17 protein-coding genes are annotated in these 17,288 nt (G+C 71.8%); 9 read left to right on the top strand and 8 right to left on the bottom strand.

What is annotated here, in order from left to right; genetic code table 11:
• Nucleotides 1-3: 3 nt before the first annotated feature.
• Nucleotides 4-1,353, bottom strand: a complete 1,350-nt coding sequence (locus KME80_RS51835) for an ABC transporter substrate-binding protein (protein ID WP_281427004.1) — start codon at nucleotides 1,351-1,353, stop codon at nucleotides 4-6.
• A gap of 93 nt (nucleotides 1,354-1,446) precedes the next feature.
• Entirely contained in the window at nucleotides 1,447-2,436 is a 990-nt protein-coding gene (locus KME80_RS14930) for a LacI family DNA-binding transcriptional regulator (protein ID WP_219505424.1), read from the bottom strand.
• A 228-nt stretch (nucleotides 2,437-2,664) separates the two neighbouring features.
• Between KME80_RS14930 and KME80_RS14925 the strand changes: the two genes are divergently transcribed.
• Nucleotides 2,665-5,934, top strand: coding sequence for a discoidin domain-containing protein (locus tag KME80_RS14925; RefSeq protein ID WP_219505422.1), 3,270 nt, complete (start codon nucleotides 2,665-2,667; stop codon nucleotides 5,932-5,934).
• A 15-nt stretch (nucleotides 5,935-5,949) separates the two neighbouring features.
• On the opposite strand, the gene KME80_RS14920 is transcribed toward KME80_RS14925, so the two are convergent.
• Nucleotides 5,950-6,822, bottom strand: coding sequence for a sugar kinase (locus KME80_RS14920; RefSeq protein WP_219505420.1), 873 nt, complete (start codon nucleotides 6,820-6,822; stop codon nucleotides 5,950-5,952).
• A 187-nt stretch (nucleotides 6,823-7,009) separates the two neighbouring features.
• On the opposite strand from KME80_RS14920, the gene KME80_RS14915 reads away from it, so the two are divergent.
• The 3 genes from KME80_RS14915 (at nucleotide 7,010) to KME80_RS14905 (ending at nucleotide 8,840) form a co-directional block, all read left to right on the top strand.
• Nucleotides 7,010-7,744 (top strand): hypothetical protein, encoded by a 735-nt coding sequence (locus tag KME80_RS14915; protein ID WP_219505418.1) that lies wholly within the window; start codon nucleotides 7,010-7,012, stop codon nucleotides 7,742-7,744.
• A gap of 114 nt (nucleotides 7,745-7,858) precedes the next feature.
• Nucleotides 7,859-8,563 carry a maleylpyruvate isomerase family mycothiol-dependent enzyme gene (locus tag KME80_RS14910; RefSeq protein ID WP_219505417.1) on the top strand — a complete coding sequence of 235 codons (705 nt, stop codon included), beginning with the start codon at nucleotides 7,859-7,861 and terminating at the stop codon, nucleotides 8,561-8,563.
• Between the two features lie 13 nt (nucleotides 8,564-8,576).
• Entirely contained in the window at nucleotides 8,577-8,840 is a 264-nt protein-coding gene (locus KME80_RS14905; protein WP_219505414.1) for a DUF6343 family protein, read from the top strand.
• Here KME80_RS14905 and KME80_RS14900 read toward each other — a convergent pair.
• The 3 genes from KME80_RS14900 to KME80_RS14890 form a co-directional block, all read right to left on the bottom strand.
• A complete protein-coding gene (locus KME80_RS14900) occupies nucleotides 8,811-9,071 on the bottom strand; it encodes a DUF3040 domain-containing protein (protein WP_219505412.1) in 261 nt (86 codons plus the stop codon). The two genes, KME80_RS14905 and KME80_RS14900, sit on opposite strands and share 30 nt — an antisense overlap.
• 74 nt (nucleotides 9,072-9,145) lie before the next feature.
• Nucleotides 9,146-9,391, bottom strand: a complete 246-nt coding sequence (locus KME80_RS14895) for a type B 50S ribosomal protein L31 (protein ID WP_219505552.1) — start codon at nucleotides 9,389-9,391, stop codon at nucleotides 9,146-9,148.
• A gap of 28 nt (nucleotides 9,392-9,419) precedes the next feature.
• Nucleotides 9,420-10,154, bottom strand: a complete 735-nt coding sequence (locus KME80_RS14890; RefSeq protein WP_219505410.1) for an SDR family NAD(P)-dependent oxidoreductase — start codon at nucleotides 10,152-10,154, stop codon at nucleotides 9,420-9,422.
• A gap of 99 nt (nucleotides 10,155-10,253) precedes the next feature.
• Between KME80_RS14890 and KME80_RS14885 the strand changes: the two genes are divergently transcribed.
• The 4 genes from KME80_RS14885 (at nucleotide 10,254) to KME80_RS14875 (ending at nucleotide 14,883) form a co-directional block, all read left to right on the top strand.
• Nucleotides 10,254-11,438, top strand: coding sequence for an MFS transporter (locus KME80_RS14885; RefSeq protein ID WP_308125771.1), 1,185 nt, complete (start codon nucleotides 10,254-10,256; stop codon nucleotides 11,436-11,438).
• A gap of 4 nt (nucleotides 11,439-11,442) precedes the next feature.
• Entirely contained in the window at nucleotides 11,443-13,290 is a 1,848-nt protein-coding gene (gene recQ, locus KME80_RS14880; RefSeq protein ID WP_219505408.1) for a DNA helicase RecQ, read from the top strand.
• Nucleotides 13,291-13,618: 328 nt separating this feature from the next.
• Entirely contained in the window at nucleotides 13,619-13,750 is a 132-nt protein-coding gene (locus tag KME80_RS51830; RefSeq protein WP_281427003.1) for a hypothetical protein, read from the top strand.
• Complete coding sequence (locus tag KME80_RS14875) at nucleotides 13,747-14,883, top strand: methyltransferase domain-containing protein (RefSeq protein ID WP_219505405.1); 1,137 nt, start codon at nucleotides 13,747-13,749, stop codon at nucleotides 14,881-14,883. Before KME80_RS51830 ends, KME80_RS14875 begins: the two co-directional genes overlap by 4 nt.
• Nucleotides 14,884-15,039: 156 nt before the next feature.
• On the opposite strand, the gene KME80_RS14870 is transcribed toward KME80_RS14875, so the two are convergent.
• Nucleotides 15,040-15,756 (bottom strand): maleylpyruvate isomerase N-terminal domain-containing protein, encoded by a 717-nt coding sequence (locus tag KME80_RS14870; RefSeq protein ID WP_219505403.1) that lies wholly within the window; start codon nucleotides 15,754-15,756, stop codon nucleotides 15,040-15,042.
• 321 nt (nucleotides 15,757-16,077) lie between these two features.
• Here KME80_RS14870 and KME80_RS14865 point away from each other — a divergent pair, with 321 nt between their 5' ends.
• Nucleotides 16,078-16,407, top strand: coding sequence for a hypothetical protein (locus KME80_RS14865; RefSeq protein ID WP_219505401.1), 330 nt, complete (start codon nucleotides 16,078-16,080; stop codon nucleotides 16,405-16,407).
• Here the strand turns inward: KME80_RS14865 and KME80_RS14860 are convergent.
• Nucleotides 16,393-17,211 (bottom strand): alpha/beta hydrolase, encoded by an 819-nt coding sequence (locus KME80_RS14860; RefSeq protein WP_219505399.1) that lies wholly within the window; start codon nucleotides 17,209-17,211, stop codon nucleotides 16,393-16,395. The two genes, KME80_RS14865 and KME80_RS14860, sit on opposite strands and share 15 nt — an antisense overlap.
• Nucleotides 17,212-17,288 lie beyond the last annotated feature (77 nt).

Here is a 17,288-nt window from a genome sequence, read left to right as displayed (position 1 = left end):
GCGTCAGCCCTTGGCCGCCAGCACGGCGTTCACCTTGGTCTCGGCGTCGGCGAGCAGCCGGTCGATGTCGGCGTCCTTGTCGGACAGCACGCCGGACATGGCCACGTCGAGGATCGCGTAGATCTCCTGGGCGTGGACCGGCTCGGCCTTGGGCGGGATCGTGGCGGAGGCCTTGACGTACGGGTCGTAGTTCGCGACCGGCAGGGAGGCGTTCTTCACCCGGTCGGCCTGGATGGCCTGGCCGGTGGGCGAGTCGCCGTAGACGGCGTTGTCGGGGACGCCGACCGGGTTGCCGTTGGCCTTGCCGCGGGCGTAGTCGAAGCGGCCCTTGCCGGGGGTGTTGAAGCGGAAGTCGAGCCACTGCATGCCCGCCTTCGCCTCCTCGGGCGTGGCCTTCGGGTTGATCATGAAGGCTTCGCCGCCGCTCAGCGACGCCTTGGCCTCGGGGAAGCCGGTGATGCCGTAGTCGGCGACGTTGCCCTTGAACTTGCCGACCACGTCGGTGACCACGTCGGGGGCGCCGAGCATCATGCCGACCTTGCCGCTGCCCATCGCCACCATGAGCGACTCCCAGCCGACCAGGAGCTTGCTGCCCATGCTGTTGTCGATCCAGCGCATGTCGTGCAGCGTCTGGAGCACGGCCTTGCCCTCGGGCGAGTTGAAGGCGGCCTTCTTGCCGTCCTCGGTGAGGATGCTGCCGCCGCGGCCGTAGATGGCCTGGGTGAAGTGCCAGCCGCCGGTGTTGCCGCCGGAGTACTCGCCGTAGCCGACGTGGCCGGGGCCGAGCGCGGCGATCTTCTTGGCGGCCTCGCGGATCTCCGCCCAGGTCGCCGGCGGCGTGTCGGGGTCGAGCCCGGCCTCGGTGAAGAGCTTGCGGTTGTAGACGAGGCCGACGCCGTAGTGGACGTTGGGGACGCCGTAGACCTTGCCGTCCTTGGTCACCAGGTCGCGCACGTCCTGGCGCAGGTCGTTCCAGTTCTTGATCTCGCCGGTGAGCTGGGTGATGTCCTTGGCCTGGCCCTGGGCGATCACGTCGTCGTAGTTGGTCACGGGGACGACGAAGACGGTCTCCATCTGGCCGCCGGCGAGCTTGGGGCCGAACGTCTTGGGGTCGAAGCACGGCTGCTGGTCGGTGCTCTTGACCGTCACGTTCGGGTGCGCCTTCATGAAGGCGGCCACGTCGTCGTCCCAGGCCTGGCGCTCCTTGGGGGCGGACTTGGCCGGCTGGCAGGCCACGGTGATCGTCACCTTGGCCGCTCCGCCGGCCGCGGGCTCGGCCGGCTCGCCGGAACCACAGGCGGTGGCGGCGAGGCCGAGCGCGGTTGCAACTAAGAGTCCCGTGGATCTCTTCATGGGCTGACCCTTCTGATGCGAGGTGCCCACACCATAGGATCGCCAACGAAAGTCCGCAAGATTTCGACGGACTATTGCAAGATAACGACTGTGTTACGCCCTCGGGCGCGCGGTCGATGCCCGGACCACCAGCTCCGGCTCGAACAGCAGCTCGTCGGCCGGGACGACGGCCTTGTCGATCTGGGCCACCAGCAGGTCGACCACGGCCCGGCCCATCGCGTCGATCGGCTGGCGCACCGTGGTGAGCGGCGGCTCGGTGCAGTTCATCAGCGCCGAGTCGTCGAAGCCGACCACCGACACGTCACCCGGCACGCTCAGCCCGGCCCGCCTGGCCGCCCGCACGGTGCCGAGCGCGAGCAGGTCGCTGGCGCAGATCACCGCCGTCACACCGCGCCTGACCAGCCTCGCGGCGGCCGCGTGCCCGCCTTCCAGCGAGAACATCGTGTGCTCGACCAGCTCCGGGTCGCCGCCCTCCGCCTGGAACGTCTCCAGCTTGCGCCGCGACGGCACGTGGTCCTTGGGGCCCAGCACCAGGCCGATCCGCTCGTGGCCGAGCGCCCGCACATGACCCAGCGCCATCTCGGCGGCCACCACGTCGTCGCACGACACCTGCGGGAAGTCCAGCCGCTCCACGGCGGCGTTGACCAGCACCGTGGGCAGCTTGCGCTCGTGCAACAGCTCGTAGTGCCCGTGCGAGGCGTCGGCCTGGGCGTAGAGCCCGCCGGCGAACACCACGCCGCTGACCTGCTGCTGGAGCAGCAGATCCACGTAGTCGGCCTCGGACACCCCGCCGACGGTCCTGGTGCACAGCACGGAGGTGAACCCCTGCTGGGCCAGCGCGCCGCCGACCACCTCGGCGAAGGCGGGGAAGATCGGGTTCTGCAACTCGGGGAGGACGAGGCCGACCAGGCGGGCCCGGTCGCCGCGCAGCTGGGTGGGGCGCTCGTAGCCGAGCACGTCGAGCGCCGTCAGCACGGCCTCGCGCGTGGCGTCGGACACCCCCGGCTTGCCGTTGAGCACGCGGCTCACGGTCGCCTCGCTCACCCCGACCTTCTTGGCCACCTCTGCCAGTCGTCGCGTCATGCGCAAACTATACGGCTATCAACGCAAGTCCTTGCAACCGCTTACGCTCGGCCTTGCGGGGCGCTCACGCCTTGCCTCCAGGGCCCTTTCGCGGCTTGACCAGCGCCTTGGCCGTCGACGACCCGGCACCAGTCAGTCAATTGTTTGCGAAATCTCGTCGGAATATTGCTGACATCTGCTGAACAACCTATGGTTCGGCCAACCGACTTCTTCGAAGGGCCACCCCCCATGAGAGCACTGTTAACCGCCCTCGCCCTGGTCATCGGAATCCTCGCCGCACCCGCCTCCCCCGCCCATGCGGCGGCCGACGTCAACCTCGCGGCCGGCCGCCCGGCCACCGCCAGCAGCCACACCCAGACGTACGCGGCGGCGCACGTCACCGACGGCAACCAGGCCACCTACTGGGAGTCCGCCAACAACGCCTTCCCCCAGTGGGTCCAGGTCGACCTGGGCGCCACCGCCACCGTCAACAGCCTCACGCTCAAGCTGCCCTCCGGCTGGCCGAGCCGCACCCAGACGCTGACCGTCCAGGGCAGCGCCGACGGGTCCGCCTTCACCACGATCAAGGCCCAGGCCGCCTACGCCTTCGCCCCCACCGCCACCGTCCCGGTCAGCGCGAGCACCCGCTACGTGCGGCTGCAGTTCAGCGCCAACACCGGCTGGCCCGCCGGGCAGCTCGCCGAGTTCGAGGTGTGGGGCGCCGGCGGCGGACCCGGCCCCGACCCGGGCGCGAACCTGGCGGCGGGCAAGCCGGTCACCGGCTCCGCCCACACGCACACATACGTGCCGGCCAACGCCAACGACGGCGACCTGACCACCTACTACGAGGGCGCCGGCCACCCCAGCACGCTGACCGTCAAGCTCGGCGCCGACCACGACCTCACCTCGGTCGCGGTCAAGCTGAACCCCGACGGCGCGTGGGGCCCGCGCACCCAGGCCATCCAGGTGCTCGGCCGCGGCCAGAACGCCACCTCCTTCACCAGCCTGGCCGCCCAGGCCACCTACGGCTTCAGCCCGGCCACCGGCAACACGGTGACGATCCCGGTCACCGGCAAGGCCGCCGACGTGCAGCTCCGCTTCACCGCCAACTCCGGCGCGCCGGGCGGGCAGGTCGCCGAGTTCCAGGTGTTCGGCACCGCCTCGGCCAACCCCGACCTGACCGTCACCGCGCCCGCGGCCTCCCCCGCCGCACCGGTCGAGACCGACACGATCACGCTGTCCGCCCAGGTCAGGAACGCGGGCACGGCCCCGTCCGCCGCCACGTCGGTCACGTTCTCCCTGGGAGACGCCGAGGCCGGCGGCGCGGACGTCGGCCCGCTGGCCCCCGGCGCCACCGCCACCGTGACCGCCGCGATCGGCGCCCGCGACGCCGGGACGTACGCCGTCACCGCCAAGGTCGACCCCGGCGGCGAGATCATCGAGCGGGACGAGACCAACAACACCGCCACCGCGAACCTGACCGTCAAACCGGTCGACACCGCCGACCTGGTCGCCGCCCCCGTCGCCTGGACCCCGGGCAACCCCGCGCAGGGCGACACCGTGACGTTCTCCGTCGCGATCAGGAACCAGGGCACGATCGCGTCCAGCGGCGGCTCGCACGGCATCACGCTCACCGTCGCCGACGCCTCCGGCGCCGTCGTCCGCACGCTGACCGGCTCCGCCTCCGGCGTGATCGCGCCCGGCGCCACCACCGCCCCGGTCAACCTCGGCGCCTGGACCGCCGCCGACGGCCGCCACACGGTCAAGGTGGTGCTCGCGGCCGACGCCGCCGAGCTCCCGGTCAAGCGCGCCAACAACACCAGCACCCACCAGCTCGCCGTCGGCCGCGGCGCGAGCATGCCGTACGACACCTACGAGGCCGAGGACGCGGCCGTCGGCGGCGGCGCCACCCGGCTGGGCCCCAGCAGGGAGGTCGGCCACCTGGCCGGCGAGGCGTCCGGCCGCCGCGCGGTCACGCTCGGCAGCACCGGCTCCTACGTCGAGTTCACCGCCCGGGCCCGCACCAACACGCTCGTGACCCGGTTCTCCATCCCCGACGCGCCGGGCGGCGGCGGCATCGACTCCACGCTGAACGTCTACGTCGACGGCACGTTCCTCAAGGCCATCCCGCTGACCTCGCGCTACGCCTGGCTGTACGGGCCGGAGGCGAGCCCGAACAACTCCCCCGGATCCGGGCCGCCCCGGCACATCTACGACGAGGCCAACCTGATGCTCGGCACCACAGTCGAGGCCGGCAGCAAGATCAGGCTGCAGAAGGACGCGGCCAACACCTCCACCTACACGATCGACTTCGTCGACCTGGAGCACGTCTCCCCCGCCGCCAACCCCGACCCGGCGCGCTACGCCGTGCCCGCCGGTCTCGGGCACCAGGACGTGCAGAACGCGCTCGACCGCGCCCGCCAGGAGCCCGGCCTGGAGGGCGTCTACCTGCCCCCGGGCGACTACCGGACCTCCGGCAAGTTCCAGGTGTACGGCAAGCCCGTCAAGATCGTCGGCGCCGGGCCCTGGTACACCCGCTTCCACGCCCCCGCCGGGCAGGAGAACACCGACATCGGCTTCCGCGCCGACGCCACCGCCAACGGCTCCACGTTCGCCGGATTCGCCTACTTCGGCAACTACACCAGCCGCATCGACGGCCCCGGCAAGGTGTTCGACCTCAGCAACGTCGCCGGCATGACGATCGACAACCTGTGGGTCGAGCACCAGATCTGCATGTACTGGGGCTCCAACACCGACGACATGACGCTGAAGAACTCGCGCATCCGCAACGTGTTCGCCGACGGGCTCAACATGACCAACGGCAGCACCGGCAACCACGTGACGAACATCGAGACCCGCTCCACGGGCGACGACAGCTTCGCGCTGTTCTCGGCCATCGACAACAACAGCGGCCAGCAGCACGGCAACGTGTACGAGAACCTGACGTCGCTGCTCACCTGGCGGGCGGCCGGGGTCGCGGTCTACGGCGGCTACGACAACGTGTTCCGCAACATCTACGTGGCCGACACGCTCGTCTACTCGGGCGTCACGATCAGCTCGCTCGACTTCGGCATCCCGATGCACGGCTTCGGGGCCAGCCCGCCCACGCGGTTCGAGAACATCTCGCTGGTCCGGGCCGGCGGGCACTTCTGGGGGCAGCAGACGTTCCCGGCGATGTGGCTGTTCTCGGCCTCGAAGGTGTTCCAGGGCATCCGGGTCAGCAACCTGGAGATCGTGGATCCCACGTACTCGGGGATCATGTTCCAGACCGGGTACGCGGGCAACCAGCCGCTGAACCCGGTCACGGACACCGTGTTCGAGAACGTCTCCATCACCGGGGCGCGCAAGAGCGGCGACGCCTTCGACGCCAAGTCCGGGTTCGGCATCTGGGTGAACGAGATGCCCGAGCCGGGGCAGGGCCCGGCGGTCGGCTCGGCGACGTTCCGGGGGCTGCGCTTCGGCGGCAACCATCAGGACGTCAGGAACACCACCTCGACGTTCACCCTGAACATCCAGTAACCGGAGCCCGGGCGGTCAGAGTTCGCCCCGGTGCGGCAGGCCCTGCCAGTCGCTCGCGCTGGACACCGCGGCGGCGCTCAGCAGCGTCCCGCGGTGCAGCCGTTCGGGCGGGGTCAGCCCGTCCAGGGCGGCGCTGACGTACCCGGCCACGAACGCGTCGGCCGCGCCCGAGGTGTCGACGATCGGCACCTGCGGGCCGGGCGCGTCGTAGCGCATCCGGTCGGCCCGCACGCTCGCGCCCTTCGCGCCCCGGTCGACGACGACCTCGCGCTCGGGCGTGAGCGCGGGCTTGACCAGGTCCAGCTCGTCCTGGTGGACGAAGAGCAGGTGCGCGTCGCAGGCGAGCTCGCTCAGCACGTCCTCGGCCTCGCGCACCGACGGCCACAGCTCGGGCCGGTACTCGACGGCGAACGAGACGACCACTTCGGCGCGTTTCGCGGCGGCCACGGCGGCGCGTACCGCCTCCAGCGCGTCCCTGCCGAGCGCGGCGGTGACGCCGGAGACGTGCAGCATCTTGGCCGCGCCGACGCGGTCGATGGGCACGTTGCCCGGGGTCAGCCGCGACCCGGCGGAGCCCGTGCGGTAGTGGCTCACGTGGGGCGCGCGGCCCACCCGGGTCTCGCGCAGCAGCAGCCCGGTGGCGGCGCCCTCCGTGACGCGCACGTCGGCCACGTCGACGCCCTCGCCGCGCAGCGCGGTCAGCACCCGCGCGCCCAGCTCGTCGGCGCCCACCTTGCCGGCGAACGCGCACCGGTGACCGAGCCGCGCCAGGCCCACGGCCAGCGTGAACTCCGGCCCGCAGACGTCCAGCCTGGCTTCGCTCTCGTGCCGGACCCGGCCGCTGGACACGACCCCCAGCGCCTCGCCGAGGGTGTAGACGTCAATCATGAAGACCGACTGTAGTCGGTCATCTGTCCCAAAACGGATTTTCTATCAAGGCCCCAGGTAAACACCGTGATCATATTTTTCTCGTAACTTTTGCGAACCTTTTCCTCCTACTGTGACTCAAAGGAGTAGACGGAGCTGGTCATCCCGGACCGGCTCCAGCGATACGGGGAGAGGAATCAGCACCCTCATGCAGAAAATCGCTGTAGGAATCATCTCCGCCCTGGTGGGCGGCACCATGTTGGTGTCCGGTGGCGCCGCGAGCGCGACCGCCAAGGCGTCCGAGGTCGAGATCCTCGACATCTCGCCCAACCCGGTGGTCGTGCGGGGCGACGGCGAGACCACCGCCAAGTTCAAGGTCGGCGCCAGCTCCGACGTCGAGCGCGTCGAGCTCAGCGTCGAGCCCGACGGCCGCGCGGCCCGCACCCTCGTCGCCCGCGACGTGCGCGAGCTGGAGAAGTGGCTCTTCTCGGTGCCCTTCAACAAGAACGACGTCGAGGGCAAGTGGAAGGCCACCGCGGTCGCCTTCGACGACGACGGTGACAAGGTCGCCACCGACACCATCCGCTTCTACGTGGACATCCGCGCGGGCAAGGCCGACACCCGGATCACCCGGTTCTCCGCCGACCCGTACAAGGTCCGCAAGGGCCGCACCATCCACTTCTCCGGCCGCCTCCAGGCCGACGACCGTGGCTGGGAGCCCCTGCGCAACCAGAAGGTGCACATCTACTACCGCGCCAACGGCCACAGCGGCTGGAAGTGGGTCGACTCCGACCGCACCAACTGGCGCGGCGACTTCCACGCGAGCACCAAGGCCTACAAGAGCGGCACGTTCAAGGCCGTCTACAAGGGCGACTGGAAGCGTGACGGCGCCGAGAGCCGTCACGACTACGTGCGCGTCTCCTCCTGGGGCTGGCACCGCTAAACCCTGACGACTGACGACTGACGACTGACGGCCCGGCCCCCCACGTGGGGGGCCGGGCCTTCGCCGTTTGGCGGCCCCGGTGAGAGGTGCGGTCCTGGGGGTAGCGACGCAGGTATGGCTGAAGATCTGCTCCGCGACTTCGACCCGTTCGACATCTTCGACACCGAGGCGGCCCGGCTGGACCGGTTCTTCTCGGGACTGGACGAGGAAGGCTGGCGGCGTCCCTCACGGGCGGCCGGGTGGACGGTCCGCGACGTGCTCGGCCATCTGGCAGGCGAGGAGCTCTACAACCAGACGTGCCTCGACGGCACCCTGCCCGAGCTGCGCGAGCTGATGGAGTCGCAGGGCATCTCCGGCTATGACGAGTTCAACGAGTGGTGCGTGCGGGAGCGGCGCGGCGTGCCGGTCGCCGAGGTGCTGGAGGAGTGGCGTACCAAGAACGGCGACACCCGGGCCCGCATGCGCGAGCTCGGCCCGTACGCGACGCTGGAGACCATGGCCGGGCCGTACCCGGTGGGCAAGCAGACCTTCCACTACGACTCCGAGTACGCCACCCACGCCGACGACGTCGGCGCGCCCGTCTCCGACGAGGAGGCGGAGGGCCGGACGCTCTGGCGGGCCGCCGTCGGCCGCTTCGCGCTGGCCGGGCGGGGCGCTGACGTCCAGGTCGAGCCGACTGCCGAGCAGATCTGGGCGCACGCCGGCGGGGCGAGCGCCAGCCTGTCCTATCCGGAGTTCGTCGCGGCCACCGTGGGGCGGCTGCCCGAGACGCACCCGCTCGACCAGCGGCTCGTCTCAGCGCTGCGCTGCCTGGCCTGAGAGGAGACCCGTCATGTGGCTGCGGAACCGCGAAGGCACCGAGCCGGTGACCGCGCGCAGCCCGCTGGGCGCGCGCCGGGTGCTGTCGGTGGTCGCGCTGGTGCTGGGCGCGGCGGCGGCCGTGTTCTTCGTCGTGCGGGCCATGAGCACCGGCGAGGCGGTGTGGGCGTGGGAGGCGGCGATCGCGGCCGCCGTGGCGCTCATCGCCGCCCTCGACCTGCTGGTGCTCAGGCACCGGCGGGCGCGATCAGGCGGTCGCGACCGCCACCGCCAGTAGGAACACCATCAGCGTCACGGCCAGGACGACCATCCAGCGGCGCACCACCGGCCTGCCGCGCGCCCGGGTGACCCGCAGCGCGGGCGGATCGGCGGCGCGCGTCATCGCCGCGTCGCCGCCGGACTCGATCCTGTTGATGGCCGCCACCCGCCTGGCCAGCTCCGGATCGTCCCTCTCCAGAGCCAGCTCGATGTCCGCGAGGATGCGGCGCTCCCTTCCAGACAGACCCATCGTGCGCTCACCATCGTTCTCACGCCGGTGAGAAGCATTTACCCGCCGTTGACCGGGGCATGCTTGACGATGGGTCACGCCTTCCCGTAGCGCTGGCGGAAGCGCTCGACCCGGCCCGCGCTGTCGACGATGCGGCCGCGTCCGGTGTAGAAGGGGTGGCTCGCGGACGACACGTCGACGTCGACGACCGGGTAGGTGCGGCCGTCCTCCCACCCGACGCGCTCGCGGCTGGTCACCGTGGAGCGGGTGAGGAAGGCGAACCCGGCGCTGGGGTCGCGGAAGACGACGGGGCGGTATTCGGGGTGCAGGTTCTTCTTCATGGCCCGTGCAACCATGTGGCAATGGTTTTCATTCCCGCGCCTCCGGGTCGAGCCCGAGCACCGTCCGGCCGCCGTCCACGGGCAGCGTGACGCCGGTGACGAAGGAGGCCGACAGCAGGTACGCCACCGCGTCGGCCACCTCGGCCGGGGTGGCGACCCGGCCCAGCGGGTGCAACACCGCCATCTCCTCCTCCGTTCCCGGCCGCTCGGCCAGCAGCCGCTCGTACCGCTCGGTCGCCACCGAACCGGGCGCCACCGCGTTCGCCCGGATGCCGTGCCTGCCGTACTCGACCGCGACCGCCCTCGTCAGGCCCTCGACGGCGGCCTTGGCCGTCGCGTACGGGAGGCTGCCGGGGACCGGGCGGCGAGCCTGGTGGGAGGTGACGTTGACGATCGCGCCCCCGGCCCCGGCGGCCAGGAAGCGGCGCACGGCGACGGCGCAGCCCGTGACCGCCAGGTCCAGGTTGGCGGCGATCAGCGCGCGGATCTCGCCGGCCGGGGACGTGTGGAGCGCGGCGTCGCGGAAGACCACCGCGTTGTTCACCCATCCGGCCAGCGTGCCGGCCTCCTCGGCGAGCCCGGCGGCACGCACGAGGACGGCCTCGTCGGCCGCGTCACCGATCACCGGGATGACGCCGGGGCCCGCCCAGCCGAGGGCGGCGGGATCGCGTTCCACGGCCACCACGGTGGCGGGGCCGAGCCGCTCCACGACGGCCCTGCCGATCCCACGTCCGGCTCCGGTGACGACATAGCTGTGATTCATAACGGGGGCTCATGCCCGGCGCGTGAGGATTATCACTGTATGCCGGAGCTGGAGGCCGTATGCCGGGCCGGGGAAGCGGGAAGGGCTCCAGGCGTGACCATGCGGGCGGCGCGGATGGTGGGGGCGCTGGCGATCACGCAAACCGCCGGGTACGGCGTCCTTTATTACGCTTTTTCGGTTTTTATCACGCCGATGTCCCGCGAACTGGGCGCCGGGGTGGCGGAGCTCACCGGGGCGATCACGGTCTCGGTGCTCGTGTCGGCGCTCGTCGCGCCCGTCGTCGGGCGCGGCCTGGACCGCTACGGCGGGCGCGGCATCATGACCGCCGGCTCGGCGCTGGGCGCCGCCGCCGTGCTGGCCTGGTCGCAGGTCCGCACCGTCGCGCAGCTCTACCTCGCGTGCGCGGCGCTCGGCGTCGCCTCCGCGATGGTCCTGTACGAGGCCGCGTTCGCGGTGCTCGTGGCCTGGTTCGACGCCGCGCGGCGGGCGCGGGCGCTGCTGGCCGTCACGGTGGTCGCCGGGTTCGCCTCCAGCGTCTTCCTGCCGCTGACCGGGTTCCTCGTCGACCGCTACGGCTGGCGGCAGGCCCTGGTCGTGCTGGCCGCCGGGTACGGGCTGGCCGCCGTCCCGCTGCACGCGTTCGCCGTACGGAGCCGCCCACGGGCTCGGGCGCCCGGCCGGCCGGTGGGGGCGGCGCTGCGCGACCGGGCGTTCTGGCTGCTGGCGGCCGCGTTCCTGACGCAGACCGGGGCGGTGGCCGTCATGGGCGTGCTGCTGGTCACGTACCTGATCACGCTGGGGCACTCGCCGCTGTTCGCCGCGACGGCGGCCGGACTGCTCGGGGTGCTGTCGGTGACCGGGCGGATCGTGACCACCGGGCTCCAGGCGCGCTGGCGCGTGTCGCTGATCACGGCGGCGATGTTCGCCCTCCAGGGGGCGGCCGCGCTGCTGCTGCCCGCGATCGGGCGCGACCCGGCGGGGGCGGTGGCCGCGGTCGTCCTGTTCGGGCTGGGGTTCGGCGTCGGCACCATCGCCCGGCCCGCCCTGCTGGCCGACCGCTACGGCACGGACTCGTACGGGAGCATCAGCGGGGCCCTGGCGCTGCCCATCACCGTGGCCAAGGCGCTCGCCCCGCTGCTCGCCGCCGGGGTGGCCCAGGTCGCCGGCTACCCGGCCGTGATGGCGGCCGTCGCGGCCTGCTGCGCGCTCGGGGCGCTCGCCCTGATGGCCTACGATCGCCGTGGGCGAACTGGGCCTGCGACCGACCCCGAACACGTAAGGTAGCCGCATGGATACCCCCATCGAGGTTCTGCACCGCGTGTTCGGCTACGACTCGTTCCGGGCGGGCCAGCAGGAGATCATCGATCAGGTGGTGGGCGGCGGCGACGCGCTCGTGCTCATGCCGACCGGCGGCGGCAAGTCGCTGTGCTACCAGATCCCCGCGCTGGTGCGGCCCGGCACCGGCGTGGTCGTCTCGCCGCTGATCGCGCTCATGCAGGACCAGGTCGACGCGCTGAGAGCGCTCGGCGTGCGGGCGGGGTTCCTCAACTCGACGCAGGATCACGACGAGAGACAGCTCGTCGAGGCGGAGTTCCTGGCCGGCGAGCTCGACCTCCTCTATCTCGCGCCCGAGCGGCTGCGGGTCGAGTCCACGGTGCGGCTGCTGTCCAAGGGGCGGATCTCACTGTTCGCCATCGACGAGGCGCACTGCGTCTCCCAGTGGGGCCACGACTTCCGGCCCGACTACCTCGCGCTGTCGGAGCTGCCCGCGCTCTGGCCGGACGTGCCGCGCGTCGCGCTCACCGCGACCGCCACGCCCGCCACCCACGCCGAGATCGCCGAACGGCTCGGCCTGCAGCAGGCCCGCCACTTCGTGGCCGGCTTCGACCGCCCCAACATCCACTACCGGATCACCGCCAAGAGCGAGCCCAAGCGGCAGCTCCTCGACTTCCTGCGCGAGGAGCACCCCGGCGACGCCGGCATCGTCTACTGCCTGTCCCGCTCGTCCGTGGAGAAGATCGCCGCGTTCCTGGTGGAGCACGGCATCGCCGCCGTCCCCTACCACGCCGGGCTCGACGCCCGCACCCGCGCCGCCCACCAGGCCCGCTTCCTGCGCGAGGACGGCCTCGTCGTGGTCGCGACCATCGCGTTCGGCATGGGCATCGACAAGCCCGACGTGCGCTTCGTCGCCCACCTCGACCTGCCCAAGTCCGTCGAGGGCTACTACCAGGAGACCGGCCGGGCCGGCCGCGACGGCCTGCCCGCGACCGCCTGGATGGCCTACGGGCTGCAGGACGTCGTCCAGCACCGGCGCCTCGCGCTGGAGGGCGACGAGCAGCACCGCCGCCGCCAGGCGCTCCACCTCGACGCCATGCTCGCCCTCTGCGAGACCGTGAGCTGCCGCCGCGCGATGCTGCTCGACTACTTCGGCCAGCCCGGCAGCCCCCCGTGCGGCAACTGCGACACCTGCCAGGCCCCGCCCGAGTCCTGGGACGGCACGGTCGCCGCCCAGAAGGTGCTCTCCACCGTCCTGCGCCTCAAGCGCGAGCGCGGCCAGAAGTTCGGCGTCGGCCAGATCGTCGACATCCTCCTCGGCAAGACCACCGCCAAGGTCCTGCAACACGGCCATGACTCGCTCACCGTCTTCGGCGTCGGCTCCGAGCTGGGCAACGCCGAGTGGCACGGCGTCGTCCGCCAGCTCCTCGCCCACGGCCTGCTCGCCGTCGAGCCCGCCCACGGCACCCTCGTCCTCACCGACGCCAGCGCCGACGTCCTGCGCGGGCAGCGCGAGGTCCCGCTGCGCCGCGACGCCAAACGCCCGCCGCGCCCGGCCCGCTCCTCCTCGTCCGGCGGCTCCGCCCGCCCCGCCGCCGACCTCGACCCCGACGCCGCCGCCCGCTTCGAGCTCCTGCGCGCCTGGCGCGCCGCCACGGCCAAGGAGCAGGGCGTCCCGGCGTACGTCATCTTCCACGACGCAACCCTGCGCGAGATCGCCACCCTCTGCCCGACCTCTCTGTCCCAGCTCGGCACGGTCACGGGAGTCGGCGAGAACAAACTGGCCAAATACGGGCAACAGGTCCTGGAAACCCTCGGCACCGACCCCACCGACGACCCCCAGGGCACCCTCCTCCCCTGACACGCCGGCAAGCCGGACCCGCGGCCCGTCACACCGCAGGCCGGGCCGCCGCAGTCGGGCTGTACGGGTACATCTCGCAGGCGTTCGCCGCGTGCCCCGGGGCTGGCAGGCAAGGCGACCTGGTTCGCGCTCCCCCGTACGGCTGACCAGCGATGGCAGGGGACCTGTCACGGCCTCCACCGGCGCCTCTGCGGGACGATCACGAGCGGCCCTCGATGAGCCCGGTCGCTCGGTGCGCGTGGTCCGGGTGCGTGCGGCCCGGCGAATTCACTTGTCCCGTATCGCTGAGCGACTTTACAGTCACGTTAGGCAACACATGGAGGTCGCTATGGGTGGTAAGCACGAGGGCGACAAGAAGCACGGCTACGAGGAGTTCAAGCCCGGTAAGGACCAATCGAAAGACGGGGCGGGACAGGGAGGCGGATCCCGGGAGAAGCCAGCCGACGGCGGCAAGAAGTGACCGAACTCGGCCTCCTGCTGGACGCCATGATCGCCCGCATCGAAGAGGTGCGGGCACCGGTCGACAGCCGGATCGAACGCGCGCTGCGGTCAGTGCCCCGCCACAGGTACGTCCCACCCATAGCGCTCATCGCCGACGGCGACCGGCCGCCGTTCCTGATCGACCGGGACAAGGACCCCGAGCTGTGGATGACCAGCGTCTACACCGAGACGGCGATCGTCACCCAGCTCGATGACGGCGCGACCGACCTCGCCACCTTGGACGGCAACTACAGCTCGTCGTCATCCGCGCCGGCGACGGTCGCCGACCTGCTCGAACTCCTCGATCCTCAGCCCGGCGATCGTGTCCTGGAGATCGGCACCGGCACGGGCTGGACGGCCGCGCTGCTCTGCCACCTGGCCGGAGAGCAGAACATCACCTCGTTGGAGGTCGACCCGGTTCTCGCGGAGGCAGCGGCGAAGAACCTCGCCGAGGCGGGCCTGCGACCGCACCTGGTCGTCGGTGACGGCGCGGAAGGGGCCCCCGATCGCGGGCCGTTCGACCGCGTGCACGCCACCTGTGCGGTGCGGACGGTGCCGTACGTCTGGATCGATCAGTGCCGGCCCGGGGCGGTGATCGTCACCCCCATCCACACGGGGGTCGGGGACGGGCATGTGCTGCGCCTGGTCGTGCTGGATGATGGCACCGCGCAGGGCCGCTTTCGCGAGTACGCCGACTACATGGCCATGCGGTCGCAGCGCCCCGTCTATTTGCCGGACCCGGCAGGGGTTCAGCCGCGGGAGAGCACCACACGCGTCGACCCTCGCATGGTCGTCCGGGCGCCGCCCGGCGCGAGGCTGGCCATCGCCGCGCTGACGGGGCTGCGGCTGGACACACGCACCGAACCCGGGCGCTTCCTGGTCTGGGCATCGAGCACCACCGAGGCGCGGGAGAAGGCCTTGGTCATCTGGGAGGAAGGGAAGACTGAGTACAAGCTGTACGAGCTGAGCGACCGGCCGGTGTGGGACGAGGTCGTGGCCGCCTACTTCCAGTGGGTGCGGTGGGGCGAGCCCCGCCGCGACCGGTTCGGCATGACGGTCGGCCCGCAGGGGCAGTGCTACTGGCTCGACACGCCGAGCCAGGTGATCAGTTGAGGTGCGCCCCCCGACCGACATGCGCCGACTCATCGACTCAAGGGGCATGGTCCCACCGCGTCACCGAGGAACGCCGCCTCCTCCATGTGCCCTGTTACAACGGGCTGATCATTCTTCAGGTCCGGTAAGTCCAGTCGAACGGGCCGGAGTGGGTGGTCATGAGGCATTCGGGTCGCGGCCGAGGCAGGCGAGGAGGCGGGCTTCGGCCGTGGCGTTCGAGGGGACGTCGCGGGGTGGGGCGAAGCGGGCGGGGCGGTCGGCGGGGGTGACGAAGAGGGCGGCCAGTTCCAGCAGTTCACCGGCCAGCGTGGCCGGGATCGGCCGGGGGTGCCCGCAGGCCTGGGCGACGTCCCAGCCGTGCACGGTGATCTCGACGGCGCCGACCCCGGCGACCAGCTCCGCCGCCAGCGGGAGCCCGCCGACGGAGACCACGGCGCTTCTGACCGCCCCGGACCATGCGCCGAGCGTCGCGCAGGCCGCTCCGCGCAACTCGCCGGCCTCCGTCTGCACGTTCTGAGGGAAGGGGCACTCCGGGGCGCTGGGGGGAGGCACCGGGGCCGGGATGCCGTACGGGCCGGCTGTGGGGACTTCGCGTGCGAGGGGGACGGCGGGGCGGGGTGCGACGGTTTCCGGGGTGGGGGCGTCGCGGGCCGGGGGTGGGATGTGGCCGTGGGTGGCGGCTTCGTACAGGGTCTGGAAGGAGTCGTTCATGTGGGCGAGGAGGTCGGCCAGGGTCCAGGCGGCGCACGGGGTGGGGCGGTGGAGGGCGGCGGGGGTGACGAGGTGCAGGGAGCCGGTGGTGTAGGCGATGGCCCGGTCCAGGAGGGCCGCGGTGGACGGCGTCGGGACCGTGGGCGTCTGCGGTTGGGCCATGGTTGCGCCTCCTCCTGTACGGAACGCGTACTCGGAAGGGTTGACGCCGGGGGCGGGTGAAAGTCATCGGTCGATGAGGCGGTTGTCCGGGAACCTGCCAGGGGTTCGGGCTGTAGGGGTGGTATGCGGCTGATGGTGGTGGGTGCGGTGTTCGTCGTACTGGTGGCTGGGTGTGCGGCGGAGTCCGCGGGGGCGGGCAGGGCCGAAGAGGCGGGGGCGTCCACGCCCGTGGCCACGCCCGCGGCCTCTCCTGTGTCCACGCCCGTGGCGTCTCCCGTGGCGTCTCCTGGGGATGCGCGCAGGACCTGTGGGGGGACGGTCATGAGCGCGTCGGAGGCGGGGTTTCCCGAGGTGAAGGGCGCGGGGCGGGGCGCGGAGCTGTGGGGGTTGCTGTTCGCCGAGGTGCCGTTCGAGGCGGGGGCGGAGGTGAAGATCGTGTGGCGGATGACCGGGGAGGGTCCGTTGCGGGCGGCGGCGTCGCTGGATGGGCGGCGGGCCAGGCTGGTGTGGCTGGAGGAGCACAGCGGGTCGAGCTGGCGGCGGCCCGGTCGTGAGTGGGGCACGGGGTGGGTGTTCCCGGAGCCCGGGTGCTGGAAGGTGGAGCTGTCCAGGACCCGGGGCTCCGGGTACGTGTGGTTAGACGTCCGGTGAGGTGAGGACGCGGTCGATGAAGGCGGTGACGTCGGCGAGCACTTCGTCGTGGTTCGTCTCGTTGAACACCTCGTGCCGGGCTTCCGGGTAGATGCGCTCGGTGAGGTCGTCGCCCCGGACGGCGTCGATGCCGGTGCGGCTGCCGGCGAGGGGGACGAGCTGGTCGTCGGCGCCGTGGATCCACAGGGTGGGGAGCGGGCCGAGGCTGCCGGCCTTGGTGATCGTCTCCAGGGTGGTCGCGAGGGCGCGGAGCGTGGGGCGTTTGAACGGGCCGTGCCAGACGAGCGGGTCGGCGGCGTAGGCGGCGCCGACGGCCGGGTCGCGGGAGAGCGTGGCCGGGTCGAGCGGCGTGTCGGGGAGTTCGTCGAGCGGGAGGAGCGTGTCGACGACCTCCCAGACGCCGATCACCGGCCCCGACAGGACGAGCGCGGCCAGGCCGGCGCCGTGGCGCTGGGCGTAGCGGGCGGCGATGAGGCCGCCCATCGAGTGGCCGATGAGCACGACGGGCACGCCGGGGTGGTCGGCGCGGGCCTGCTGCTCCACGGTGTGCACGTCGGTGACGACGTCCTCGAAGTCCTCGATGAGCACCCGTTCGCCGGCGGACCTGCCGTGGCCCATGTGGTCGGGGCCGTAGACGGCGGCGCCGTGGCGGACGAGGGTGTCGGCGACGTGCTCGTAGCGGCCGATGTGCTCGCCGTAGCCGTGGACGAGGAGCGCGACGTAGCGGGGGTCGGGGTGTGGCCACTCGCGGACGACGTTGACGCCGCGCGTGCCGTTGAACTGGTGCTCCCGGGATTCCGCCATGACTACACTCCTCGTTCGGCCGTACGCCGATCGTACGCAGGTGTTCAGAGGTCCGAAAACTGCCGACTTCCCGGGCG

Source organism: Nonomuraea ceibae, from assembly GCF_019396325.1.
Taxonomy (GTDB): domain Bacteria; phylum Actinomycetota; class Actinomycetes; order Streptosporangiales; family Streptosporangiaceae; genus Nonomuraea; species Nonomuraea ceibae.
This window is presented reverse-complemented; position numbering and strand designations above follow the sequence as displayed.